This is a genomic window from Christiangramia oceanisediminis (assembly GCF_022570735.2).
GTDB lineage: Bacteria > Bacteroidota > Bacteroidia > Flavobacteriales > Flavobacteriaceae > Christiangramia > Christiangramia oceanisediminis.
Map to the genome: position 1 here is coordinate 337,292 of NZ_JANCNS010000002.1, position 23,494 is coordinate 360,785.

A 23,494-nucleotide genomic window follows, 5' to 3' on the forward strand; every position below is an offset into this window, starting at 1 on the left:
GTAAGCCCTGTTCTGGCCATACTTTTGCCCTGAATAAATTTAAGAAATGGAATTACTGGAAATATTAGGTTACGTTGGAGGATTGCTAATTGGTGTGGTTTTGGGTTTAATTGGCGGGGGAGGCTCTATCCTAACCGTACCGGTGCTGGTTTATTTATTGGCGATAAACCCGGTAACGGCCACCGCATATTCACTTTTCGTGGTTGGGACTTCATCCCTGGTGGGCGCGCTGCGGAATATTCCGAAGAAATTGATCGATTTTAGAACGGCTATCGTGTTTGCCATCCCGGCTTTTTTGGCCGTTTATCTTACCCGGAAGTATATGGTTCCCGCGATCCCGGATGAGATCTTTACCATCTCTGGCTTTACACTTACAAAGGATATTGGGATCATGCTGTTCTTTGCGATCATCATGATCATCGCTTCGATCTCCATGATCATGGGACGGAATAATGGAACCAACCTGCCTGAAGCCGAAGTAAAATATAATTACCCGCTTATTATCATTGAGGGTCTGGTGGTAGGAGTGCTAACCGGGATAGTTGGTGCTGGAGGAGGTTTCCTCATTATTCCCGCGCTGGTCCTGCTTGCCAAGCTCCCCATGAAAAAGGCCGTTGCCACTTCCTTACTTATTATTGCCATCAAATCCCTGATCGGTTTTATTGGGGATGTTCAGAATATGGAGATAGACTGGGTTTTCCTACTCATTTTCTCAGGTTTGTCAGTTGGAGGAATCTGGCTGGGAGTATTTTTGAATAATTTCATCAACGGACAAAAACTGAAGAAAGCATTCGGATATTTCGTCCTGATCATGGGAATTTACATTATCTGGAAAGAGTTATAGATTTTTTTCGTAAATTAAAAAGCTGATTCGGAAGGTGTTGGAGTTGTAAAGGCTAAAATATCTTCCGAATTTTTTTGTCCGGGTATTTGGATCGCAATTCTGGTTTTTAAACGGGGGGAAAACAAAACGTGTAAGACTTCCTGAAAGGAGACCAGGAGATACTTGTTTCACAAGGTTTCTTTAGAATGGTTTGGCTTTCCATCTATCCGGATTTTTTAATGATTCTTTCAGAAAATTCACTGCCGTAGCCTAAGGTCTCCTGTGCTAAATTCCGTAAATTTAGCATCCAAAACAGGTTGTTCACCAACCCCAAAATTCCGTAAATGGAAAACCTTGATTACGCCAGACTTCAAATGGCATTTACCCTTGGATTTCACATCATTTTTGCCTGTATCGGGATGGTAATGCCATTCTTTATGGTCGTGGCACACCGCAAATGGCTCAATACCCGCAATCCAATTTACCTTAAACTTACCAAGGCCTGGTTAAAAGGAGTGGCTATATTCTTTGTGACCGGTGCCGTTTCTGGTACCGCTCTTTCCTTTGAACTGGGAATGCTCTGGCCGGAATTTATGAAACATGCCGGCCCTGTGATTGGGATGCCCTTTTCACTGGAAGGCGCTGCTTTCTTCGTGGAAGCCATCGCCCTTGGTTTTTACCTGTATGGCTGGAAGAAGTTGCCCGAAACCTTTCACTGGATCACGGGTATCATCATTGGGATTTCCGGAGTCGCTTCGGGAATTCTTGTAGTTTCGGCGAATGCGTGGATGAACGCACCGGCAGGTTTTGAAGTCGTGAACGGGGAATTCGTGAATATAGATCCCGTAGCAGCGTTTCTTAACGAGGCCTGGTTTACCCAGGCATTGCATATGACCCTGGCTGCTTTTGCTGCGACCGGTTTCGCGGTGGCAGGTATTCATGCCATTCAGATCCTTCGAAATAAACAGCCAGAACTTCATAAAAAGGCCTTCAAGATCGCTATCGTTTTTGGAGGTGTCGCTGCCCTGCTTCAACCTATTAGCGGGGATCTTTCCGCCAAGGATGTAGCCGAAAGACAGCCGGTTAAACTCGCGGCCATGGAAGCGCATTTTGAGACCGAAAAGGGCGCTCCGCTTTTTATCGGTGGGCTGGTTGATGAAGAGAAAAAAGAGGTCTCCCACAAGATAGAGATTCCAAATGCCCTGTCTTTTCTGGCTTTTGGGGATTTTGATGCTGAAGTGAAAGGACTTAATGAATTTCCAGAAGATGAATTGCCACCGGTAGCCATCGTTCATTATGCCTTCCAGGTGATGGTAGGCATTGGAACCTTGCTGATGCTGGCCGCTCTTATATATTTTGTTGCCTTAAAAAAGAAAAAGAGCTGGTTCAACAACCGGAAATTCTGGTGGTTCTTTGCCCTGCTCACCCCGCTCGGGTTTATCGCACTGGAAGCTGGGTGGGTGGTGACCGAAGTAGGCCGCCAGCCATGGATCGTCTACCAGGTAATGAGAACTTCTGAAGCAGTGACACCCATGCCCGGGCTTAAATATAGTTTTTTCATGTATTTGCTGGTCTATCTTTCCTTAGGTCTTACCGTGAGCTGGTTGATGGCCAGGCAGATCAAAGTTTTAAACGAATCTAAAGATTAAGCCATGCTGTATATAGTCCTGTTCTTCACCTTCTTTTCCCTGTTCCTTTATGTGTTTCTCGGTGGAGCCGATTTCGGAGCCGGGATCGTGGAATTGTTCTCGTCTAAAAAAGACAGGGACCTCAATCGTGAAACCATCTATAACGTGATGGGACCTGTTTGGGAAGCCAATCACATCTGGTTGATCATTCTTATTGTCATTCTGTGGATCGCCTTCCCGGCCTATTTCAATGTCATCATTATTCACCTGCATATCCCGCTTACGCTGGTATTGCTGGGAATCACATTCAGGGGAGTGGCATTCGTGTTCAGGCATTATGACGCGGTGGTGGATGCCTCCCAGGTATGGTATAACCGGGTGTTCCGGATTTCCAGTTTTATCACTCCTGTTTTCCTGGGAATGAGTTTTGGAGCCCTTATTTCAGGGGAGATACTGCTTACCGAAGATTATGCATCCGTTGGTTTTAAGGATATTTTTATAGATCCCTGGTTAAATCCGTTCGCGATTCTAACCGGGCTGTTTTATGCGGCATTATGCGCATTTCTTGCAGCTACCTTATTGATTGGGGAAACCGCAGATGAACCCAGGAAGATCTATAGCAGAAAATCGGCCTTTTATACCGTGGTGCTGGTCATTGTTGGGGGCTGTGTGCTTTTATATGGGTATTTGACCAGGATGGTTTTCGTGATGGATTTTCTACAGAACTGGATATCATTAGCGGCCATAGGTCTTTCAGCTATTTTGCTCATCTTTTTATGGCGAAGCATTCGCAGGGAACATAGTATTTTAACTCGTGTGCTGGCAGGGATACAGATTTTGCTGGTTATCTTTGCCGCGGTGCATGCCCATTTTCCCAATTTGATCATTACCTCGAATGGGGAATTGAATTTGCTGGAGGGCACGGCGCCAGAGCCCGTGATCAAGGTTTTGGCGATCTCATTGATAATTGGAGGAGCCATCATCCTGCCGGGACTCTATCACTTGATGAAATCTTTTAATATGATCAATATTCGAATCAGGAAATAAGACTGATACTTAAATACTTATCCTAAATTAATGGTAAAAGTCACTAACAGCTTGGGAGTACTGCCTATTTTAGGTAATTTGGTCGGCTGAAAAACGTAACTAAATAACAAACATTATGAAATCTTCAATTTTGAAAGGCCTTTTCGTAAGTGCTATCATGCTTTTTGTAGCCTGTGGCGAAAGCACCGATGTAGTGGAATCTGGAACTTACCAGGGAACTATTAAGGAAGTAGAACCTGAAAAGACAGAGATCTACGTAAGTACAGACGATAACAAAACGCTGGAACTATATTTCACTGAAACTACCAGCCTTACCCGTAATGGTAGCGAGGTTGATTTTTCTGAACTGGAAGAAGGACAGAAAGTAGAGGTAGAGGTAGAGAAAGTTGGAAAAAGACTGGATCCTATCTCTGTGAAGATCATGGAGTAACTAATGATCGAATTACCAGAATTTATACGGACAGAGGTTTATCATCCTCTGTCCGTTCATTTTCCAATAACCTTATTACTTGTCGCCAGTCTTTTTAAACTGGTAGGCATCTGGATTCCAACCCCAACCTGGCGACAGGGAGGTAGCCTGCTTTTGGCTCTCGGAGTTGTGGGGATATGGATTGCGATCTATACCGGCAACCTCGCCGATGGCATCGTCTCCCGCCAAATTTGCGATCCAACCGTGTTAAAAACCCATGAAAATAATGCGTATCTTACTGCATGGTTTTTCAGCGGGTCACTGTTGCTGGACCTTATTAACAGGTTCGATCTGCTCTCCGGAAAGATCCTGCGAATACTTGTTGTGCTGGTCATGCTTACCGGCAGCGGAATCCTGGTTTACGTAGGCCACTTGGGTGCCGAATTGGTCTATGAACAGGCCGCCGGAGTTAATGTCCCTTCTGGAGACTGTGCCGGCTTCTAAAATTTGATTGAAATGAAAGATCTAAAGTCACACTGGAACGATATCTACGGAAAAAAGGAATTCGAAGAGACCAGCTGGTACCAGTCTAGGCCGGAGTCATCCCTGAACCTGATCGAATCCCTCGCATTATCCAAAAATGCGAATATCATCGACATTGGTGGAGGTGATTCTTTCCTGGTTGATAACCTGCTGAAGCTGAATTATAAGAGTCTCAATGTGCTGGACATTTCAGGTATCGCTATAGAAAAAGCTCAGCATAGATTGGGATCAAAAGCCGATGAGGTGAAATGGATCGAGAGTGATGTTACCACTTTTGAAACCGAAGAAAAATTTGACCTTTGGCATGACCGGGCTGCTTTTCATTTCCTAACAGAAGATGAACAGGTTGAAAAATACCTGGAAAAACTGAATTCTTACCTCAAACCGGGTGGATATCTCATCCTGGCTACTTTTTCTGATAAGGGACCTACCAAATGCAGCGGCATCGAGATCAGGCAATATTCCACTGAAGACCTTAAAGAAATGCTGGAGTCTGATTTTGAAGTGATCAGCCTTCAGAACATGGACCATTCAACTCCCTGGGATGCTACCCAGAACTTCAGTTTTGGACTCTTCAGGAAGAAATAATGAATTCAGAATTAGGATTATGATCGTTAGACTTGGAAATAGTTACTTCGATCTGCTAATTTTTAAGGGATTTTGCTGAGTATCAAAAATATCCACGGTTCCGGTTATTGCTTTAATCTCTCAGTTGCCTGGATAATTTTTTGAGTTTCTTTTCGAGGAATTTTCAGTGTTGTATTTTGCTTTAAATAGTTGAAGTTTTCCCGCAGTTCCTTCTTCGCAAAATCCGTCCAGAAGATCTTTAGCGCCAATTTTTTATTTCTGAAATTAGGTCTTCGTTTTCTGTCAATCTCCCAGCTTCGGAATCCTTCATCGAATGATCTATTCTTTTATTTAGATTTTCGGCAGATATAGAAGGAGTTTCAGAATGAGAGGATAATTCTTCTTCTAAAACCTTTTCAAGCCGTATAACAGCCTCTTCGCTTTGAAGCTTTAAAAACTCCTGAACAAATTCTATTTTTCTTGTTTGTAGATCCATCGCAATCAGCTTTTCATCAAGAATACGAATAAGGATCTAATGATTCCCTGTTTTTGATTTAAGCAGTCTGGGTTTAAAAACCTATTTTTAAGGGATAACTAGTATTCTTATTTTGACAAAATTCAGGAACAGCACCGTATTGATCACGGGCGGAGCCTCTGGTATCGGTTTGTTATTGGCCATCCAAAGCATTCAAAAGGGCGCTAAAAACCTCGTGTTATTAGACAGGGATGAACAGGCTTTACATTCAGCAAAGGGGAAATTAGAAGTGCGGGAGGATCAATTGCTATGTTTGCCGGTAGATATTACCTTGGAAAAAGAGGTTGAGGGGGCAATTCAGAAAATAACGGAAAAAGGTTGGGAGGTAGACATCCTGATCAATAATGCAGGAGTGGTCACCGGGAAGGATTTTTTACAGCATACCGCTACCGATATCGAAAGAGACATGCAGGTGAATTCCATCGCCCCCATGAAATTATGCCTGAAATTGCTGCCGGGCATGGTGAACAGGGGCAGAGGCCATATCGTGAATATCTCCTCGGCGGCAAGTATGCTATCCAATCCCGGGATGAGCGTTTATTGTGCCAGTAAATGGGCGATGACCGGCTGGTCTGATTCACTTCGGCTGGAGATGGAAAGAAAAAAGACCGGTGTTCAGGTGCTTACGGTAACTCCCTATTATATCGATACCGGGATGTTTGAAGGGGTAAGATCGCCTATCATTCCTATCCTGAATCCTGAAAAAGCGGTTAAAAAGATCATGAAGGCCATTGAACGCGATCGCATCATCCTGCGAATGCCTGGTATCGTCTATACCCTGCCTTTTCTCAAGGGAATACTACCCAAACGCTGGCTGGATGTTATAGTTGGAAGAGTTTTCGGGATACATCATTCTATGGACCATTTTAAAGGAAGGCAAAATGAACAAACATGAACTGAAGAAAATACTGGAAGAACAAAAGGCATCTTTTAAGGCGGCTCCTCCAGATTACAAAAAACGAATGGAAAGCCTGAAGAGCCTGGCCGATGCCGTTGAAAAATACAAAGATAACCTGGTCAGTGCCGTTTCTGCCGACTTTGGCCTTCGGGCCGAGGAAGAGACCCTGGTGCTGGAGATCTTCCCGCTGCATGACCAGATCCGGCACGCGATGAGCAACCTGAAAACCTGGATGAGAAGGCAAAAGGTTTCTTCATCCTGGTTCTTATTGCCCAGTAGTGCGTATTATCAATTCCAGCCATTGGGATCGGTTGGCATCATGGGAGCCTGGAACTACCAGGTTTTGCTAACCTTAAGTCCACTGGTAGATGCGATCGCCGCCGGAAATCATGCGGTATTAAAACCTTCAGAGATTGCTCCCCGATCGGCAGAAGTGATTCGGGAAATGATCAATGAAACATTTCCAATAGAATATATCCATTGTGTTACCGGAAATGCCGGTCTGGCCCAGGATTTTTCTTCGATGCCCTGGGATCACCTTTTCTTTACCGGGTCTACCAATATTGGGAAAAAAGTAATGGCGGCCGCGGCATCTAATCTTACACCGGTTACCCTCGAGCTCGGCGGGAAATCTCCGGCCATTATCCATGAAAAATACGATATCAAAAAAGCGGTAAGCCGGATCATGGCTGGAAAACTGCTGAATAGCGGACAAACCTGTGTCGCTACCGATTATGTGATCATGCCTGCTTCGCTCAATTCTGAATTTGAAAAAGCAGCCAGGGAAAAGGTAGGTTCGGCTTATCCCGATCTTTCAGAAAACAACCAGTACAGCTGTATCATCAACCAGGGTCATTATGACCGCTTGCATTCACTGCTTGAAGATGCCAGGCAAAAGGGCGCTAGGATAGTTGAGCTTTCAGAAGAAGAGGTAAGTTCACACAAAAAGATGAGTCCGAAATTGCTGTTCGATGTTAGCGATGAAATGAAGATCATGCAGGAAGAGATCTTCGGGCCTTTATTGCCAGTTGTGAACCGGCCCGATGTTGAACAGGCGATCGGGTATGTAAACGAACACCCTAAACCTTTGGCCCTTTATTATTTCGACTCTAACCGCAAGCGTATCGATCATTTGCTTAAACATACACTTTCAGGCGGGGTTTGTATCAACGATACGATCTTCCACCTTGCCCAGCACAACCTGCCATTTGGTGGAGTTGGAAATAGCGGGATGGGGCATTACCATGGTTTTGATGGTTTCCAGACCTTTTCCAAGAAAAGAGCCGTTATGCACCAGAGATCGCTTGCCGCTTCAGATATGCTGCATCCGCCATTCACAGGTTTTAAACAGAAATTGATTCATTTCATGGGGAAACTATCCAGGGTCTGATCATTTTCCGGAGTCTTGGACTGTTAAGTTCTCGATTCTGTTTTTTAAATTTGAAGGAAACAACCAGCCATGTCCACCAGGGAAAAATTTATTAACGGTTTCCGTCATTTAGCCTATGATTCAAAGCAGGTATCTGCAGCCGAAATGCAAAGACTATCTGAAGAATTTTACAGGGAAATGAACTCCCGGCGGTCGGTTAGGGAGTTTTCGAACAGGGAAGTTTCCGAAGAAATTATTCAGAACCTTTTAAAGACCGCCGGAACTGCTCCTTCCGGAGCTCATAAGCAACCCTGGAAATTTTGCGCAATATCTAATCCGCAACTAAAATCCCAGATAAGACTGGCAGCAGAAGCCGAAGAAAAGGAGAATTACAGCGGGAGAATGAGCGATCGCTGGTTAGAGGATCTGGCTCCCCTCGCAACCGATGCCAATAAGGAATTCCTGGAGATCGCACCCTGGCTTATCGTTGTGTTTAAGGAGGTTTACGGGTTGGATGAGAACGAGGAGAAACACACTAATTATTATGTGAACGAATCGGTTGGGATCGCCTGCGGAATGCTCATAACGGCCATTCACCAGGCAGGCCTGGTCACCCTCACGCATACACCAAGTCCCATGAATTTCCTGGCCAATATCTTAAACCGTCCCAGGAATGAGCGTGCCTACCTGTTGCTTCCGGTTGGTTATGCGGCCCAGGATGCTATGGTACCAGATCTGGACAGAAAAAGTCTTGATGAAATAAGTGAATTCTATAAATAAAAAAGCCAGTTCTGTGTAGGGCAGAACCGGCTGTGATCAAAACTTTGATCAAATTATGAAAATCACTAATTTCTTAGTGCGCTCAAAAGTAGATACTTAGCCAAAATAGTTTTGTAACAAATGTTACACAAAAGCATAATTTATCGGGATGCCTAAATTGCTGATCAGACGAAATACCGAGTGGGCCAACAAAATGAGAACTTTTGATCTCTACCTGAACGGGGTTCAATTCAGCAGGATAAAACATAACCAGATCCTTTCTTTTGAAGTTCCCGAAGGAGAGTACCAGCTGATCGCCAAAATGGGCTGGTGTGGGAGTAAACCCTTATATATAAATCTCAAGGAAGGGGAACTTAAAAATGTAGAGATCACAGGCTTTATGTGGTCAACTTATCTTTTCCCGGTTACCATGGTTATATGCTCACTATACTTTATTATTTACCTGAAATATGGTATCAATAGCTTATTTCTTGGTACTTTAATGATGATGCTATTTGGGTATTGGTTTTTTTATATAAGCTTCGGAAGGCACCAGTATCTGACTTTAAAAGAATTACCCGATTTCGATTAACCGGGAACCTCGGCTCTTTCGTCTATTAATCCTTCCTTTTTTAGATCTTTCCAGAATTTTGAAGGGATCTGTATATCAAATGCTTTAGCATTTTCCTGAACCTGTTCCGGTTTACTGGCCCCGGCAAGAACGGTATTCACTACTTTGGGAGCATGAGAAAACTGTAGTGAAGCCGTACTTAGATCTACTTCATGCTTTTCTGCGATCTTCTTGATGCCGTTCAGTTTTTTGACTTTTTCATCCGGCATTTCACCACCATAGTTATAACGGTCCTGCCCTGAAAGCAATCCTGCATTAAAGGGAGCTGCGGTGATAAGGGCGACATTATGTTTATCAATTGTCGGGAATAGTCTATCTATTGAATCCTTATGATCTACGATGGAATATTGAATGGCCGACAGGAAAATATCCGGATCGGCATCGGTTTCCTCTAGTGTCTTCAGGATCGGCTCTATGGTGTTTACACCCAGTCCCCAGCCTTTAATCAGGCCTTCTTCACGCATTTTTGTTAGTTCAGGCATCGCACCTTTCCGGGCCACCTCGAAATGGTCCAGCCAGGTAGTTCCGTCTTTATACTCATCGTTATGATCTGGAGAAAGATCATGGATAAAGGCAAAATCGATGCTTTCCACGCCCAGTCTCTGCAGGCTGTCTTCTACCGACCTTCGCACCGCTTCAGCCGAATAATCATATTTATAATCAAAAGGCGAAGGCTCCTTCCACATAGTTTTGGGAACATTTTTAGTAGCCCAGAAAAGCCTTCCAACCTTGGTGCTCAAAATATAATCTTCTTTTTTCTGGTTATGTAAAAAGTGGCCGAATCGGCGCTCGCTTAGGCCATGGCCATACCAGGGTGAGGTGTCATAATATCGGATGCCAGCGTTCCAGGCCGCTTCCAAAGTTTGGTGGGCCTGAGCATCGCTCATTACCTTAAATCCATTTCCTATGGCCACACCTCCCAGGCCTATCTTATGTTTTAAAATATCTCTGCTCATAATTCAACTTTTTCAATCTAAAAATAAAAAGATGCCAGCGGAACACGGAATTTTTAACTCATTCTAACAATTGAATTCTTAAGGCGTTAAGCTTATCAAAAAGCTCTGTAACAAAGGTTACTTCCTGCTCTGTCTTAAAATCCTATTTTTGTAAACGAAAATTAAAAAAGCCTTGAACAAGTATTTAGAGATCATACAGAATTCATTTACCGGGTATTTCAATTACCTGGTTAATGAAATCACCAATCCATCCTGGACCAGTTACTTTTACTGGCTTATTGGATTGTCAATTCTGGTTTGGCTCCTGGAGGTCATCATTCCCTGGAGAAAGGATCAGAAGGTTTTCCGAAAGGGATTCTGGCTGGATTCTTTTTATATTCTGTTCAATTTTTTCCTTTTTTCGCTCATTGGGTATAATGCCCTGAGCAATATTGGGGTGGAACTGTTCAATGATTTTCTTGCCCTTTTCGGGATCGAGAATATCGTGGCCATTCGTATAGACCAGTTGCCGGTATGGAGCCAGTTATTGATCATGTTCGTGATCGCCGATTTCATCCAGTGGAACGTTCACCGGCAATTGCACAAAAGAGCCTGGTTATGGCAGTTCCATAAGATCCATCATAGCGTAAAGGAAATGGGATTTGCTGCCCAGTTCAGGTTTCATTTTATGGAGACCATTATTTACAAAACGGTGCAGTATATTCCATTGGCGATGATTGGCTTCGGAATAAAGGAATTCTTCGTGGTTCATATGTTCGCGGTGCTGGTTGGGCATCTCAATCATGCGAACCTGGGCTGGAGCTATGGCCCGCTGGGATATATTTTTAATAATCCGAAGATGCACATCTGGCACCATTCTAAAGATCTGCCTAAAGATCATCCCTACGGAATGAATTTCGGCCTGAGCCTGAGCATCTGGGATTATTTGTTCGGAACGGCTTATATTCCAAAGAGCGGAAGGCAGATAGAATTAGGCTTTAGCGGAGATGAAAATTTCCCCGAAGACTTTAAGAATCAAACACTGTATCCCTTCCGAAAGGAAAATAAACTGAAAGCAAGTAAAACTTAAAACATAGAGAAATGACGATAAAACAATTCAAGGACGGTCCTTTAGCACATTATTCCTACGCTATTGTTAGCGATGGTAAAATGGCGCTTGTGGATCCAGCGAGAAACCCGATGCAATATTACTTGTATGCTGAAGAACAGGAGGCGAAGATCGTTGCGGTTTTCGAAACACATCCTCATGCCGATTTTGTGAGCAGTCATATGCAGATACATGAAGAAACCGGGGCGACCATATACACAAGTGATAAAGTTGGAGCCGATTATCCACATAAAGCCTTTGATGAGGGAAATTCCCTTAAGATCGGACAAGTGGAATTCAAAGCTCTCAACACGCCAGGTCATTCACCTGATAGTATTACGGTTATCGCAAAAGATGATGAAAAAACAGCCCTTTTCACAGGTGACACGCTTTTTATAGGGGATGTGGGAAGGCCCGATCTTCGGGAGAAAGCCGGGAATATGAAAGCCAAAAGGAAAGACCTGGCCAAACAAATGTATCACACCATTCAAAATAAGTTTACTGATCTTCCAGATGATGCACTGGTTTATCCCGCTCACGGCGCCGGATCATTATGCGGAAAGAATATGAGTGATGCTTCTTCAAGTACACTGGGTAACGAACGCCAGGGCAACTGGGCCTTTAAAGATCAAACCGAAGAGGAATTCATAGAAGAGATCCTGAAAGATCAGCCGTTTATTCCTTCTTATTTTGGATTCAATGTAGATATCAATAAGACCGGTCCTGAAAATGTACAAAGGGCCAAATGGGCCAACAAGCTTATGCTGAATGTTGATAAAGTGGATAAGGATGTGCTGGTGGTGGATACCCGTGACGAGTCTAAATTCAAAAAGGCACATCTTCCCAATTCGATCAATATCATGGCACGGTCTGAAGATGACAAATACGAGACCTGGCTTGGCGCCATCGTTAAACCTGAAGAGGATTTCTACCTGGTGCTGGATAGCGTTGATAAACTGGAGGAACTTTTGGAGCGCACCGCCAAGATAGGCTATGAAAAACAGGTAAAAGCAGTAATCACACTGGGCAAAGAGGTTCAGGCGAAATCTGCTGAATTTGACCTGGAAGATTTTAAAAAGAACAGGGATAGTTATACCATAGTAGATATCAGGAACAATTCTGAGCTAGCCGAAGGCAAGATCTTCGAGGAGGCCATTGCTGTGCCGTTGAACGAGCTTCGGGAAGAAAGCACCGAGATCCCATCGCATAAACCCGTAGTGGTTCATTGTGCAGGCGGATACAGGTCGGCAGCCGGAAGCAGTATCTTGGATAGATTATTCGAATCTACCAAGGTTTATGACCTTAGTGAAGCGATAAAGGAGTTCAAATAGGTTGATGTTTATAAATGATTGATGAATGAGACCCGGGCTGATGACCCGGGTTTTTTATGTCATCGCGAGCGCAGCGAAGCGATCTCTATGGTTTCATTATCCAGCCTTCTGAAAGATCTTTCCAATCTGGATTGAGGCTTTGGATCAATTTTTCCTTATTCCTTCTGTTCCCAGCTTTTATTTTCTTTTCAAATGATATAGCATCCTTTATATTTTGGAATTCCAGGAAGTAAACCAGTTTGCTGCAAATGTATCTAGCTGTAAAGCTATTTGGATAAAATTTTGTTTTATGCTCGATAAGTCTCTTTGAAAGGTTAGAAGTAACCCCAGTATATAGAACTGAATTATTTCTGCTACTTAGAATATAGACAAAAGAATTAGGCATATTATAAATTTAATTAATTTGAGTATTATCGCTAGCGTAGCGAAGAGATACTCTTTTAGTTGATTTCAGATTCATAGAGACTGCTTCAGTCACTTCATCCTTCGCAGTGACATAGTTAGATGAATTGAACCACAAAGCAAGATAGCAGGTCATCGCGAGCATAGCGAAGCGATCTCTCCAAAAGAAGGTTCAGGTTTTATAGAGATTGCTTCAGTCGTTCCACTCCTTCGCAATGACTCTCAGCAGTCATCGCGAGCGCAGCGAAGCGATCTTTTTTCAAGTTGAGTCATGATTCATAGAGATTGCTTCAGTCGTTTTACTCCTTCGCAATGACTCTCAGCAGTCATTGCGAGCGCAGCGAAGCGATCTCTTCAAAAGTAGATTCAGGTTTTATAGAGATTGCTTCAGTCGTTTTACTCCTTCGCAATGACCTAAATTGGATTGTCAGGTCGAGCGGAGTCGAGACCTATCGAAAATAGATTCCTCAGTCGCTCCACTCCTTCGCAATGACCAAAGAAAGGATTTGTTTGTGTCAGGTCGAGCGGAGTCGAGACCTATGTAATAAACTTAGGAAGTCATCGCGAGCGCAGCGAAGCGATCTCTTCAAAAACAGATTGAGGTTTTATAGAGATTGCTTCAGTCGTTTTACTCCTTCGCAATGACTATTAGAAGTCATCGCGAGCGCAGCGAAGCGATCTCTATGGTTTCATAATCAAGCCTTCTGAAAGATCTTTCCAATCTGGATTGAGGCTTTGGATCAATTTTTCCTTATTTCTTCTGTTCCCAGCTTTTATTTTCTTTTCAAATGATATAGCATCCTTTATATTTTGGAATTCCAGGAAGTAAACCAGTTTGCTGCAATTGTATCTAGCTGTAAAGCTATTTGGATAAAATTTTGTTTTATGCTCGATAAGTCTCTTTAAAAGGTTAGAAGTAACCCCAGTATATAAAACTGAATTATTTCTGCTACTTAGAATATAGACAAAAGAATTAGGCATATTATAAATTTAATTAATTTGAGTATTATCGCTAGCGTAGCGAAGAGATACTCTTTTAGTTGATTTCAGATTAATAGAGACTGCTTCAGTCACTTCATTCCTTCGCAATGACTCTTAGAAGTCATCGCGAGCGCAGCGAAGCGATCTCTCCAAAAGAAGGTTCAGGTTTTATCGAGATTGCTTCAGTCGTTTTACTCCTTCGCAATGACCTAAATAAGGTTGGTTTTAGCAATGTCAGGTCGAGCGCCTGCCTGCCAGTTGGTAGGGAGTCGAGACCTATCGAAAATAGATTCCTCAGTCGCTTCACTCCTTCGCAATGACCTAAATAAGGTTGCTTTTTGTCGTGACAGGTCGAGCGGAGTCGAGACCTATTGAAAATAGATTCCTCAGTCGCTTCTCTCCTTCGGAATGACCTAAATAAGGTTGCTTTTTTTAGTGTCAGGTCGAGCGCAGCGAAGCGATCTCTTTTCAAGTTGAGTCATGATTCATAGAGATTGCCTCAGTCGTTCCACTCCTTCGGAATGACCTAAATTGGATTGTCAAGCCGAACGCCTGCCTGCCAGTTGGTAGGGAGTCGAGACCTTATATCTTGCAATCTAGCTTAGTTGTAAAGTTGATGACAAACCATTGTCAGGTCGAGCGTAGTCGAGACCTATCGAAAATAGATTCCTCAGTCGCTTCTCTCCTTCGGAATGACCTAAATTGTAATGTCAGGTCGATCAGATTCGAGACCTAAAATTCCTGCAAAATCAAAAACCAGGTATCTCATTTCGATCCAGTTTATGCAGAAATTATAGGAAACTGCCCCATATTTTGAGATTTCCACAACACTTCATACCTCTTAAATTTTCTATATTTACGCTTCTGTATATAAAAACCAACACATAAAGCGATTTATGGATAATAAATACAAGGTAAAAGTGAACGGGAATTTCGAATTCGAATTTACCCGTGAAGAGATCGAAGCTCTGGACACCCAGAAGGTCTCAAAAAACAAATACCACCTCCTAAAAGAACATCGATCATTTACGGCCGAGATCTTTAAGCCGGAATTCCTGAAACGAAATTACGAGATCAAGATCAATTCGAACCTGTATTCGGTAAAGATCAACAATGAACTGGACCAGCTAATCAGCGAAATGGGACTTTCTCTTGGTAGTTCGCAGCAGGTGAATGACATCAAGGCTCCAATGCCCGGTCTTATCCTGGAAGTGAACGTCAAGGAAGGCGACGAGGTGAAAGAAGGCGATTACCTGCTTGTCCTGGAGGCCATGAAAATGGAAAACACCTTAACCGCGCCACGGGACGGAGTGGTAAAGTCGGTTAGCGTAGAAAAAAAGGATACCGTAGAGAAGAACCAGTTGCTCATTGAAATGGAGTAAACCAGGCGAATTACGAAGTTAGAAGGACGAAATTAGAAGTACGAATTACTTTATTAATGCAAGTAACCTCGACAAGAGTCTAGAGGTCATTTAAAGAAAGTATATGAAAAAAATATTAGTAGCCAACCGGGGTGAGATCGCACTGCGTGTGATGAAGACCATCAAAAGGATGGGGATCGATACCGTGGCTGTATATTCAACTGCCGACAGGAATGCACCTCATGTGAAATTTGCTGATGAGGCGGTTTGCATAGGCGGTGCAGCTTCCAGCGAATCTTACCTGAAAGGCGATAAAATAATCGAGGTAGCTAAAAAGCTAAATGTAGACGGAATTCACCCAGGCTACGGATTCCTTAGTGAAAACGCAGGTTTTGCCGAAGCGGTTGAAAAAAACGGCATCACCTGGATAGGCCCGGGTTCAAAGGCCATTAAGATCATGGGAAGTAAGCTGGCCGCGAAAGACGCGGTAAAGGCCTATGAAATCCCTATGGTACCAGGGATCGATGAAGCGATCACCGATACCCAAAAGGCCAAGGAGATCGCGAAAGAGATAGGATATCCTATCCTGATAAAGGCTTCTGCCGGTGGTGGAGGTAAGGGAATGCGAATCGTGGAAAGGGAAAAGGACCTGGAAGACCAGATGAAACGAGCCATCAGTGAGGCCGAGTCGGCCTTTGGGGATGGTTCTGTTTTTATTGAAAAATATGTAGCCTCACCAAGGCATATCGAAATACAGGTTTTAGCCGATACTCACGGCAACTTCCTTCACCTTTTTGAAAGGGAGTGCAGCGTACAGCGAAGACACCAGAAAGTAGTGGAAGAAGCACCTTCAGTAGTGCTCGATGAGAACCTGAGGAATCAAATGGGCGAGGCAGCGGTTAAAGTAGCCCAGGCATGTGATTATGTTGGCGCCGGAACCGTGGAATTCCTTTTTGACGAAAACAGGAATTTCTATTTCCTCGAAATGAACACCAGGCTGCAGGTAGAGCATCCGGTAACCGAATTGATTACCGGGATCGACCTGGTAGAACAGCAGATCCTGGTCGCAAGGGGTGAAGAACTTCAGATGAGCCAAAAAGATCTTAAGATCAAAGGTCATGCCCTGGAATTGCGAGTGTACGCCGAAGATCCACTAGAGGATTTCATGCCAAGCACCGGAAACCTGGAAAAATATGAATTGCCTTCAGGAGAAGGGATCAGGATTGATAATGGATTTGAGGAAGGAATGGATGTGCCAATCTATTATGATCCCATGCTTTCGAAACTCATTACCTACGGGAAAACCCGGGAAGAGGCGATTCAGTTGATGATCAAGGCCATCGATCATTATATCGTGGAAGGGGTGAGCACCACTTTGCCTTTCGGAAAGTTCGTATTTCAGCATGAGGCCTTTCGATCAGGAAATTTCGATACTCATTTCGTAAAGAAATACTATTCGCCGGAGGCTTTAAAGGAGGAAACCGAAGAGGAAGCAAGGCTGGCCGCTTTAATGGCCCTGAAACAGTACCTTCAGGATAAGGAACAGCTTAGAATTCCACAAAACTAACCATTCAGAATCATAGACAATGAGTCAGAATCTAGATAAATTAAAAGAAAAGTTAGCCGAAGCTCATAAGGGTGGAGGTGAAAAACGCATAGCCAAGCAACACGAAAAGAAGAAATTAACCGCCCGTGAGCGTGTGGAATACTTGTTAGATGAAAATTCCTTTGAAGAGATCGGGATCCTGGTCACGCACCGAACCACCGATTTCGGGATGGAAAAACAGAAATTTTACGGTGACGGGGTGATCACCGGTTACGGGACCATCAATGGCCGACTGGTTTACGTGTTCGCGCAGGATTTTACCGTTTTTGGAGGTTCTCTTTCTGAAACCCATGCCGAAAAGATCTGTAAGATCATGGACATGGCTGTAAAGGTAGGAGCGCCGGTAATTGGTTTGAACGATTCTGGTGGCGCCCGTATCCAGGAAGGGGTTCGTTCCCTGGGAGGTTATGCTGATATCTTTCACAGGAACGTGAAATCATCAGGAGTTATCCCGCAGATCTCGGCGATCATGGGACCATGCGCCGGGGGAGCCGTTTATTCTCCCGCGATGACCGATTTTACCATCATGGTAGAGGATACGTCCTATATGTTCGTTACAGGACCTAACGTGGTAAAAACCGTAACCAATGAGTCGGTAACTTCAGAAGAACTGGGAGGTGCCAGTACACATTCCACAAAATCCGGGGTAACTCATTTAACGGCAGCCAATGATATTATCGCGCTGGAGAAGATCAAGCAATTGATCAGTTATATGCCACAGAATAATCAGTCGGCGCCTGAAAAACTGCCTTATGAGCTGGGTGATGAGCATAGGGAGGTTCTTGAAGGCATCGTTCCGGATAGTTCCAACAAACCTTATGATATGCATGAAGTGATCAAAGGTATCATCGATGACGATTCGTTCTTTGAGATCCATAAGGATTATGCCGATAATATCATCGTAGGATTTTCGAGGATTGGAGGCAGGAGCGTGGGCGTGATCGCGAATCAGCCTATGAGCCTTGCTGGAGTTTTAGATGTGGATTCCTCTAAAAAAGCAGCGCGATTTACCCGTTTTTGCGACTGTTTTAATATTCCGCTTTTGGTACTCGTGGATGTACCTGGTTTCCTTCCCGGAACCGACCAGGAGTGGAATGGGATCATTTTACACGGAGCGAAGCTACTTTATGCGCTTAGCGAGGCTACCGTTCCAAAGGTCACGGTAATTACCCGAAAAGCCTATGGTGGAGCCTATGATGTAATGAACTCCAAGCATATTGGAGCCGATCTTAACTTTGCCTGGCCAACTGCTGAAATTGCCGTAATGGGGGCTAAGGGAGCTTCGGAGATCATTTTCCGAAAAGAGATCGCAGCTTCAGATGACCCTCAAAACAAACTGGCCGAAAAAGAGGCCGAATATGCCGAGAAATTCGCCACTCCGTTCGAGGCGGCCCAGCGTGGGTTTATCGACGAAGTGATCATGCCAAGAGATACCAGGCGAAAACTTATAAAAGCTTTCAGTGCCCTGGAGAATAAACATGTCTTGCGGCCAAACAGGAAACACGGGAATATTCCATTATAACTAGAAAAGGCCGGAAGAGATTCGGGCCTTTTTTGTTTTTGATTGCTGTCATGCTGAACTTGTTTCAGCATCTCAGATTGAAACTCATTTTATATGGATCCTGAAACGAGTTCAGGATGACGAATATTAATTAAAAACCTCCTTTATGAAATTCAACAGGATTGTTTGCGTAGATGAAACCAAACTGAATAAAGAGGGCATTAACGATCTGGAAAAATATGCCGATGAGGTTAAGGTCTACCATGATTATCCGGAAACGGAAAAGGAGGTGATCGAACGGATAGGGGATGCCGAAGCGGTCATTGTTTCCTGGAGAACCCAGATAGGAGAGGAGGTCATTAAAAATTGCGGGAATCTGAAATATATTGGAATGGCCTGCAGCCTTTATGATGACGAGTCGGCTAACGTTGCGGTGGATTTTGCCAGGGAACGCAATATTGTCGTAAAAGGTATTTTCGATTACGGGGATCCCGGCGTTGCTGAGTTTATCATTTCTGAACTTATTCAACTGCTGAATGGTTATAAGGGAAAACAGTGGAAAGACCTGCCTCGAGAGTTAACCGATCTAAAAGTCGGGATCATTGGTTTTGGGGTGACCGGGCAGTTGCTTGCTAAATGCCTGAAACCTTTTGGGCCTGAACTTTATTACTTCAGCCGGACTCGTAAAGAAGAAAAGGAAGATGGGATCGAATACCTGCCATTAGAGAAGCTCCTGGGAACCTGTGAAGTGATCTCATTTCATCTTCCGAAAAATACAGAGATCATGGGAAACAGTGAATTTGACCAATTTGGGAATGGAAAGATCCTGATCAATACGTCACTGGGCCTTCCTTTTGACCAGAAAGCTTTTGCTGAATGGATATCAGCTGAAAATAATTATGCCATTTTCGATGGGGATGGAAAAAAGGAGCTTTCAGAAAACACTGAAAAGATGGAAAATGTGATCGCCTTTGATAAAAGCGCTGGTTACAGCTCTCAAACCCTTGTAAGGCTTTCACAAAAGGTGCTACAAAACATTGCAGACTATTTTAAGGAAAACGATTAGAAATCCTCTATGTAACCATTGTTACTGAATGAAGCGCTTTCTTATCGTTTATTTGCAACTCAATAAAAATAGCTTATGGAATTAATCATGCAACCCTGGCCCTGGTATGTGGCCGGGCCCCTAATTGCGCTAATCATGTTCCTGCTGCTCTTCCAGGGAAGACAGTTTGGGATGTCGTCTAACCTCAGAACTATTTGCACCATGTGCGGTGCCGATTCAAAAGCCAGTTTCTTCGATTTTAACTGGAGAGCCCAGCGCTGGAATCTAATAGTGATCCTTGGGGCTGCGATTGGAGGTTTTATAGCGATGAACTTTTTAACTGCCGATCCGGCAGTACAGATCAACCCTGATACGGTTGAGAACCTGAAGGAACTAGGTTTTCAGAGCACCGGGGAAGCTTACCTCCCGGACGAGCTCTATAGTCTTGAGGCGCTTACTAACTGGAAATCTCTGGCCATCCTTATAATTGGCGGATTTATGATAGGTTTTGGTGCGAGATGGGCTGGTGGATGTACTTCTGGCCACGCGATTTCAGGTTTAAGTAACCTGCAATTGCCTTCCCTGATCGCCGTAGTAGGATTTTTCATTGGTGGACTGGTTATGATCCACCTGTTATTTCCAATAATATTTTAAGATATGAAAGTAGTAGGATATTTAGTTACAGGTATATTTTTCGGAATTGTTATGTTCAAATCTGAAGCCGCCTCCTGGTTCAGGATCTATGAAATGTTCAGTTTTGACTCGTTCCATATGTATGGGATCATAGGTTCTGCACTCGTTTTAGGTGTGCTGGGAATACAGCTGATCAAAAAGAAAAATGTGAAGGATGTGAATGGTGAAGAGATACAGTTCATTCCGAAGAACAGGAGCTTTAGCCGGTATATGTTTGGTGGAATTATATTTGGTTTAGGATGGGCCCTTGCCGGTGCCTGCCCGGGACCTATTTACACCCTTATCGGTGCTGGCTATGTTTCGGTAATTGTGTTGTTCCTGGCAGCTATTTTTGGAACATTCGTGTACGGACTGTTACGAAAGAAGCTTCCGCATTAGAAATAAAGAGAATAGAAAAAGGTGCTGAAAATTGAGATTTTCAGCACCTTTTTTATTTTAAAATTTTCAGGCTTACTTCACTCTTTCAGCCTTGAGATATAATTCCTGGGCCTGGATCTTTTCGATCATATCCCTGCCTTTATCGGCAGCTGCCTTCCAGCTTTTGGATTCATGAATCTTATCATAAGTTGCAGCATCTGGCCAGACTCCTTCCATAAAATATTTATACTCATTATGATCGTCAGTTATCCTGTAAAGGTGATATCCTGCATTTGGATAGCCCTCGTCGCTTATGGCAGTATTCATTTCCTGAAGGAAATCCCGCAATTGCTTTTCACTAACTCCATCAGGTAGTTTGAATAGGTGCAGGCTTTTCTTGCCTGCTGTACTGTTCTTTAATTCCACCTGGATCAATTCAAACGTATTTTGACCCGTATTTTTAGGTTGGTGTTGAGCCCTGTCTACCCATAAAACATCCCCGGCATTTCCGTCTAACTGCATTTCACCACCATTTCCAGCCTTCATTTTAGCGGAATGATCGGTAAGAAATACAGCTACACCTTCAGGATGAGTGTGCATTTTAGATTCATCCCCCGGATTATACTTAATTCTCAGAACTCTAACCTGATCATTCTCTAATTCAACTTTATAATGCTCAGGATCTATTCTTGTAGCATCTTGTGCTTTTAGATCAAACATCATAAATATAGAGAACAACAGGACGACAAGCATTAATTTTCTATGTATCATCTTTTTTTATTTAGAATTCATAAGCTTACTCAGGAGTTTCCTGAACCGTATCGTTTTGCTGCATGGCCATGCTCATAATGGCACTATCCCAGTAACCGTGCTCCCTTACTATTTTACCATCTTTGAACTGTGCTGTAAGATGAACGGGCACTATGACCTCCTGATTACTTCGGGGAAGAGTAGCCTTCCAGTCACCCCAGAAATTCACCCAGGTATGGCCGTCGTTGGTCAGTACCATTTCAAAGTCATTGTCCTCATCAACAAACCCATAACTAGGTAAATCTGAAAGACTTTCCTGGTGCTGTGTGACGATCTCTCCGATCTTTTTCCCCTGTTTGCTGTTGTGGAAAACCTGGGCGGTATCAGCATAATGCTTTTTCATCGCTTCCCAGTCTCCTTTTTCATAATCGCTTATCGCAGATTTGAGGGTATTGATCTCTTCAGAATCCTGGGAGTATCTTTCAGGCTCTGATTCTTTTTGCTGATTATTACAGGAGATCATTAGAAGACCTGCAAATAAGCTTATAAGTATACGTTTCATATTTTAGTTTTTGGTTACCTGAGCAGTTGAAGATTCACCTTTATATCCAAGGTCTGGCATCATTCCACCCTGTTTCACCTCATATTTTTCCACATACTGGAAGACATCGTCAAAAGCTTTTTTTCCTTCCTCACCTATAACTTTTTCATTTTCTGCGGCCATAGTCGCGTATTCAGCAGCGTCCTTTGTAGAGATTACCGCGACGAAATAATTACCCACATTGCCAAATCCGCTTCTATAGATGCGATAATGCATTTTGGAGCCTTTATCAGCAAAAACCTGTTTAAGATCGGTCATTTCCTTTCTTATTTTACTCAGGTTTTGAGGAGAAACCTCCATTCGGTGCCACACCCTGTGATTTTTCCCCGGGGTTTCGGTATTCAGTCCATCTGGCATATAAGAAAGGCCTGCATCCAATACTACCACGTAATCACCATGCCTGTCGTAACATTTGTCGAAATCCTCGAATATCTTCTGGAATTCATTATCTCCCATGGCTTCCCTTAGAGGTTCAAAAGACATGTTCTGAATATCGCTGAGACTGCTTATTGGAGTTATGGAAAGCACAGTACCATCATTCATATAGGCCGTGTTCCATTCAGCATCTTTAAGATTGTGCTTTTTGCACTGTTCCACGAAATTTTTAGAAATGCTCATATATTTTTCCATCATCGAAGGTTTTACCTGGTCTTCGTGTATCCAGAAGGCCTGGTTAGCCTGTTGAGCGAATAATGAAAGTGAAAATATTAAGCTTAAAAGGAATCCGATGTTTTTCAAATAATTTTTCATGATATTGATTTTTTGGTATTAGTTATTAGATGCGTAAGAGAGGTCCATCCTCATATTGCCATGGTATCTATCCTGTTTGGGCATGGTTGCCTGAATTTCGTTTGCCAGCTGCTCACCTTCTGCTCCTAAAAGCGCCTGATTCTCAGCTCTCATCTTCTCCAGGCTATCTTTGTTTTCTGCTGCCACAGCGACCATGTAGAAATTGCCCATATTTCCGAAACCGCTTTTATAGACTCTGTAATGCACCTTAGATCCTTTTTTGGTATAGAGGTCTCTGGCTTTTCGAGCTACTTCTTCAGCTTTTTTCTCTTTTCCTGGCGGAATATGGTAATAAGTGATTTCCCTGAAATTCTTTCCTGTTGGTGTTTGCGTGATGCCGGTTGGCATGTAGCTTAATTCCTTGTCCAGCATCAGGATATAATCTCCATGTTGACTATAAGTATCGTCAAAGGCACTGAACATTTTCTCCAAATTCTCCTGTCCCATCTTTTTACCCAGCTTTTCGAACGGATCATTATCCAGATCGGCCATTTTGTTGATTGGGACCAGGTACATCACCCGGTTATCCTCGCTTTGAAACGTCACCCAGCTGGTATTGATCTTGTGCTGCTTAATGGCATTTAGCACCGTTTTATCGGCTTCGATATGTTTATCCATCTTGCCGTCTACAACATGATCTTCATGAACCATGTACATTTGGTACCTGTCTTTTTGAGCATTTAAATTAAAACTGAGGAGTAGTAGAAGGATAGGAACTAGCAGTTGTGTTTTTGTTTTCATCTTACGTTGTTTTTTGATTTGATTAATGGCTGGTTCAACGATAGATGATGGGTAACCGAAATTTAATTAATATTAAGGTTGGTT

At 43.3% G+C, this 23,494-nt stretch carries 26 protein-coding genes; 18 read left to right on the forward strand and 8 right to left on the reverse strand.

The features are described 5' to 3' along the window. The first annotated feature begins 46 nt into the window (after positions 1-46). From MKO06_RS08800 to MKO06_RS08825, 6 genes are all read left to right on the forward strand, one after another. Positions 47-844: a sulfite exporter TauE/SafE family protein gene (locus tag MKO06_RS08800; protein WP_241551812.1), complete on the forward strand. Its 798-nt coding sequence runs from the start codon at positions 47-49 to the stop codon at positions 842-844. A 323-nt stretch (positions 845-1,167) separates the two neighbouring features. Beyond that, positions 1,168-2,472, forward strand: coding sequence for a cytochrome ubiquinol oxidase subunit I (locus MKO06_RS08805; protein WP_241551813.1), 1,305 nt, complete (start codon positions 1,168-1,170; stop codon positions 2,470-2,472). A gap of 3 nt (positions 2,473-2,475) precedes the next feature. Continuing rightward, entirely contained in the window at positions 2,476-3,498 is a 1,023-nt protein-coding gene (locus MKO06_RS08810; protein WP_241551814.1) for a cytochrome d ubiquinol oxidase subunit II, read from the forward strand. Positions 3,499-3,613: 115 nt separating this feature from the next. After that, on the forward strand, positions 3,614-3,928 hold the full coding sequence (locus MKO06_RS08815; protein ID WP_241551815.1) for a hypothetical protein: 315 nt from the start codon (positions 3,614-3,616) through the stop codon (positions 3,926-3,928). Positions 3,929-3,931: 3 nt separating this feature from the next. After that, the gene (locus MKO06_RS08820) at positions 3,932-4,411 is read left to right on the forward strand and encodes a DUF2231 domain-containing protein (protein WP_241551816.1); all 480 of its coding nucleotides are present in this window, start codon (positions 3,932-3,934) and stop codon (positions 4,409-4,411) included. Between the two features lie 12 nt (positions 4,412-4,423). Continuing rightward, positions 4,424-5,038, forward strand: a complete 615-nt coding sequence (locus tag MKO06_RS08825) for a class I SAM-dependent methyltransferase (RefSeq protein ID WP_241551817.1) — start codon at positions 4,424-4,426, stop codon at positions 5,036-5,038. 238 nt (positions 5,039-5,276) lie between these two features. Here MKO06_RS08825 and MKO06_RS08830 read toward each other — a convergent pair whose 3' ends face one another. Further along, positions 5,277-5,513, reverse strand: coding sequence for a hypothetical protein (locus tag MKO06_RS08830; protein ID WP_241551818.1), 237 nt, complete (start codon positions 5,511-5,513; stop codon positions 5,277-5,279). Between the two features lie 112 nt (positions 5,514-5,625). Between MKO06_RS08830 and MKO06_RS08835 the strand changes: the two genes are divergently transcribed. The 4 genes from MKO06_RS08835 to MKO06_RS08850 all read left to right on the forward strand — a co-directional run bounded on the left by MKO06_RS08835 (position 5,626) and on the right by MKO06_RS08850 (position 9,170). Next, positions 5,626-6,447, forward strand: a complete 822-nt coding sequence (locus tag MKO06_RS08835) for an SDR family oxidoreductase (RefSeq protein ID WP_241551819.1) — start codon at positions 5,626-5,628, stop codon at positions 6,445-6,447. Then, the gene (locus MKO06_RS08840) at positions 6,434-7,840 is read left to right on the forward strand and encodes a coniferyl aldehyde dehydrogenase (RefSeq protein ID WP_241551820.1); all 1,407 of its coding nucleotides are present in this window, start codon (positions 6,434-6,436) and stop codon (positions 7,838-7,840) included. Before MKO06_RS08835 ends, MKO06_RS08840 begins: the two co-directional genes overlap by 14 nt. 69 nt (positions 7,841-7,909) lie before the next feature. Further along, positions 7,910-8,599: a nitroreductase family protein gene (locus MKO06_RS08845; RefSeq protein WP_241551821.1), complete on the forward strand. Its 690-nt coding sequence runs from the start codon at positions 7,910-7,912 to the stop codon at positions 8,597-8,599. A gap of 148 nt (positions 8,600-8,747) precedes the next feature. Further along, a complete protein-coding gene (locus tag MKO06_RS08850) occupies positions 8,748-9,170 on the forward strand; it encodes a hypothetical protein (RefSeq protein WP_241551822.1) in 423 nt (140 codons plus the stop codon). Here MKO06_RS08850 and MKO06_RS08855 read toward each other — a convergent pair. Next, entirely contained in the window at positions 9,167-10,165 is a 999-nt protein-coding gene (locus MKO06_RS08855) for an aldo/keto reductase (RefSeq protein WP_241551823.1), read from the reverse strand. The two genes, MKO06_RS08850 and MKO06_RS08855, sit on opposite strands and share 4 nt — an antisense overlap. A gap of 172 nt (positions 10,166-10,337) precedes the next feature. Here MKO06_RS08855 and MKO06_RS08860 point away from each other — a divergent pair, with 172 nt between their 5' ends. After that, positions 10,338-11,234: a sterol desaturase family protein gene (locus MKO06_RS08860; RefSeq protein WP_241551824.1), complete on the forward strand. Its 897-nt coding sequence runs from the start codon at positions 10,338-10,340 to the stop codon at positions 11,232-11,234. A gap of 11 nt (positions 11,235-11,245) precedes the next feature. Beyond that, positions 11,246-12,583 (forward strand): MBL fold metallo-hydrolase, encoded by a 1,338-nt coding sequence (locus MKO06_RS08865; protein WP_241551825.1) that lies wholly within the window; start codon positions 11,246-11,248, stop codon positions 12,581-12,583. An 85-nt stretch (positions 12,584-12,668) separates the two neighbouring features. Here the strand turns inward: MKO06_RS08865 and MKO06_RS08870 are convergent, their stop codons facing one another. Together MKO06_RS08870 and MKO06_RS08875 are read right to left on the reverse strand one after the other, a co-directional pair. Further along, positions 12,669-12,968, reverse strand: coding sequence for a GIY-YIG nuclease family protein (locus tag MKO06_RS08870; RefSeq protein ID WP_241551826.1), 300 nt, complete (start codon positions 12,966-12,968; stop codon positions 12,669-12,671). 698 nt (positions 12,969-13,666) lie between these two features. Then, positions 13,667-13,966, reverse strand: a complete 300-nt coding sequence (locus MKO06_RS08875) for a GIY-YIG nuclease family protein (RefSeq protein ID WP_241551827.1) — start codon at positions 13,964-13,966, stop codon at positions 13,667-13,669. 896 nt (positions 13,967-14,862) lie between these two features. On the opposite strand from MKO06_RS08875, the gene MKO06_RS08880 reads away from it, so the two are divergent. The 6 genes from MKO06_RS08880 (at position 14,863) to MKO06_RS08905 (ending at position 20,550) form a co-directional block, all read left to right on the forward strand. Then, on the forward strand, positions 14,863-15,348 hold the full coding sequence (locus MKO06_RS08880) for an acyl-CoA carboxylase biotin carboxyl carrier protein subunit (RefSeq protein WP_241551828.1): 486 nt from the start codon (positions 14,863-14,865) through the stop codon (positions 15,346-15,348). A 103-nt stretch (positions 15,349-15,451) separates the two neighbouring features. Next, complete coding sequence (gene accC, locus MKO06_RS08885) at positions 15,452-16,894, forward strand: acetyl-CoA carboxylase biotin carboxylase subunit (RefSeq protein WP_241551829.1); 1,443 nt, start codon at positions 15,452-15,454, stop codon at positions 16,892-16,894. Positions 16,895-16,913: 19 nt separating this feature from the next. Continuing rightward, positions 16,914-18,455 (forward strand): acyl-CoA carboxylase subunit beta, encoded by a 1,542-nt coding sequence (locus tag MKO06_RS08890; protein ID WP_241551830.1) that lies wholly within the window; start codon positions 16,914-16,916, stop codon positions 18,453-18,455. A 145-nt stretch (positions 18,456-18,600) separates the two neighbouring features. Next, positions 18,601-19,500: an NAD(P)-dependent oxidoreductase gene (locus MKO06_RS08895; RefSeq protein WP_241551831.1), complete on the forward strand. Its 900-nt coding sequence runs from the start codon at positions 18,601-18,603 to the stop codon at positions 19,498-19,500. Positions 19,501-19,575: 75 nt separating this feature from the next. Further along, positions 19,576-20,133, forward strand: coding sequence for a YeeE/YedE family protein (locus MKO06_RS08900; protein WP_241551832.1), 558 nt, complete (start codon positions 19,576-19,578; stop codon positions 20,131-20,133). A 3-nt stretch (positions 20,134-20,136) separates the two neighbouring features. Then, positions 20,137-20,550 carry a YeeE/YedE family protein gene (locus MKO06_RS08905; RefSeq protein ID WP_241551833.1) on the forward strand — a complete coding sequence of 138 codons (414 nt, stop codon included), beginning with the start codon at positions 20,137-20,139 and terminating at the stop codon, positions 20,548-20,550. A gap of 72 nt (positions 20,551-20,622) precedes the next feature. Here the strand turns inward: MKO06_RS08905 and MKO06_RS08910 are convergent, their stop codons facing one another. From MKO06_RS08910 to MKO06_RS08925, 4 genes are read right to left on the reverse strand one after another with little or no spacing between them, the layout of a single operon-like run. After that, positions 20,623-21,300 (reverse strand): cupin domain-containing protein, encoded by a 678-nt coding sequence (locus MKO06_RS08910; protein WP_241551834.1) that lies wholly within the window; start codon positions 21,298-21,300, stop codon positions 20,623-20,625. A gap of 25 nt (positions 21,301-21,325) precedes the next feature. Beyond that, a complete protein-coding gene (locus tag MKO06_RS08915; protein WP_241551835.1) occupies positions 21,326-21,841 on the reverse strand; it encodes a nuclear transport factor 2 family protein in 516 nt (171 codons plus the stop codon). 3 nt (positions 21,842-21,844) lie between these two features. Continuing rightward, entirely contained in the window at positions 21,845-22,630 is a 786-nt protein-coding gene (locus MKO06_RS08920) for a hypothetical protein (protein WP_241551836.1), read from the reverse strand. 18 nt (positions 22,631-22,648) lie between these two features. Then, entirely contained in the window at positions 22,649-23,410 is a 762-nt protein-coding gene (locus MKO06_RS08925; RefSeq protein WP_241551837.1) for a hypothetical protein, read from the reverse strand. Between the last annotated feature and the right edge of the window lie 84 nt (positions 23,411-23,494).

Coding starts and splice junctions, on each gene's coding strand:
- MKO06_RS08800 (WP_241551812.1), top strand. CDS start 47: ATGGAATTACTGGAAATATTAGGTTACGTTGGAGGATTGCTAATTGGT.
- MKO06_RS08805 (WP_241551813.1), top strand. CDS start 1,168: ATGGAAAACCTTGATTACGCCAGACTTCAAATGGCATTTACCCTTGGA.
- MKO06_RS08810 (WP_241551814.1), top strand. CDS start 2,476: ATGCTGTATATAGTCCTGTTCTTCACCTTCTTTTCCCTGTTCCTTTAT.
- MKO06_RS08815 (WP_241551815.1), top strand. CDS start 3,614: ATGAAATCTTCAATTTTGAAAGGCCTTTTCGTAAGTGCTATCATGCTT.
- MKO06_RS08820 (WP_241551816.1), top strand. CDS start 3,932: ATGATCGAATTACCAGAATTTATACGGACAGAGGTTTATCATCCTCTG.
- MKO06_RS08825 (WP_241551817.1), top strand. CDS start 4,424: ATGAAAGATCTAAAGTCACACTGGAACGATATCTACGGAAAAAAGGAA.
- MKO06_RS08830 (WP_241551818.1), bottom strand. CDS start 5,513: ATGGATCTACAAACAAGAAAAATAGAATTTGTTCAGGAGTTTTTAAAG.
- MKO06_RS08840 (WP_241551820.1), top strand. CDS start 6,434: ATGAACAAACATGAACTGAAGAAAATACTGGAAGAACAAAAGGCATCT.
- MKO06_RS08845 (WP_241551821.1), top strand. CDS start 7,910: ATGTCCACCAGGGAAAAATTTATTAACGGTTTCCGTCATTTAGCCTAT.
- MKO06_RS08850 (WP_241551822.1), top strand. CDS start 8,748: ATGCCTAAATTGCTGATCAGACGAAATACCGAGTGGGCCAACAAAATG.
- MKO06_RS08855 (WP_241551823.1), bottom strand. CDS start 10,165: ATGAGCAGAGATATTTTAAAACATAAGATAGGCCTGGGAGGTGTGGCC.
- MKO06_RS08865 (WP_241551825.1), top strand. CDS start 11,246: ATGACGATAAAACAATTCAAGGACGGTCCTTTAGCACATTATTCCTAC.
- MKO06_RS08870 (WP_241551826.1), bottom strand. CDS start 12,968: ATGCCTAATTCTTTTGTCTATATTCTAAGTAGCAGAAATAATTCAGTT.
- MKO06_RS08875 (WP_241551827.1), bottom strand. CDS start 13,966: ATGCCTAATTCTTTTGTCTATATTCTAAGTAGCAGAAATAATTCAGTT.
- MKO06_RS08880 (WP_241551828.1), top strand. CDS start 14,863: ATGGATAATAAATACAAGGTAAAAGTGAACGGGAATTTCGAATTCGAA.
- accC (WP_241551829.1), top strand. CDS start 15,452: ATGAAAAAAATATTAGTAGCCAACCGGGGTGAGATCGCACTGCGTGTG.
- MKO06_RS08890 (WP_241551830.1), top strand. CDS start 16,914: ATGAGTCAGAATCTAGATAAATTAAAAGAAAAGTTAGCCGAAGCTCAT.
- MKO06_RS08895 (WP_241551831.1), top strand. CDS start 18,601: ATGAAATTCAACAGGATTGTTTGCGTAGATGAAACCAAACTGAATAAA.
- MKO06_RS08900 (WP_241551832.1), top strand. CDS start 19,576: ATGGAATTAATCATGCAACCCTGGCCCTGGTATGTGGCCGGGCCCCTA.
- MKO06_RS08905 (WP_241551833.1), top strand. CDS start 20,137: ATGAAAGTAGTAGGATATTTAGTTACAGGTATATTTTTCGGAATTGTT.
- MKO06_RS08910 (WP_241551834.1), bottom strand. CDS start 21,300: ATGATACATAGAAAATTAATGCTTGTCGTCCTGTTGTTCTCTATATTT.
- MKO06_RS08915 (WP_241551835.1), bottom strand. CDS start 21,841: ATGAAACGTATACTTATAAGCTTATTTGCAGGTCTTCTAATGATCTCC.
- MKO06_RS08920 (WP_241551836.1), bottom strand. CDS start 22,630: ATGAAAAATTATTTGAAAAACATCGGATTCCTTTTAAGCTTAATATTT.
- MKO06_RS08925 (WP_241551837.1), bottom strand. CDS start 23,410: ATGAAAACAAAAACACAACTGCTAGTTCCTATCCTTCTACTACTCCTC.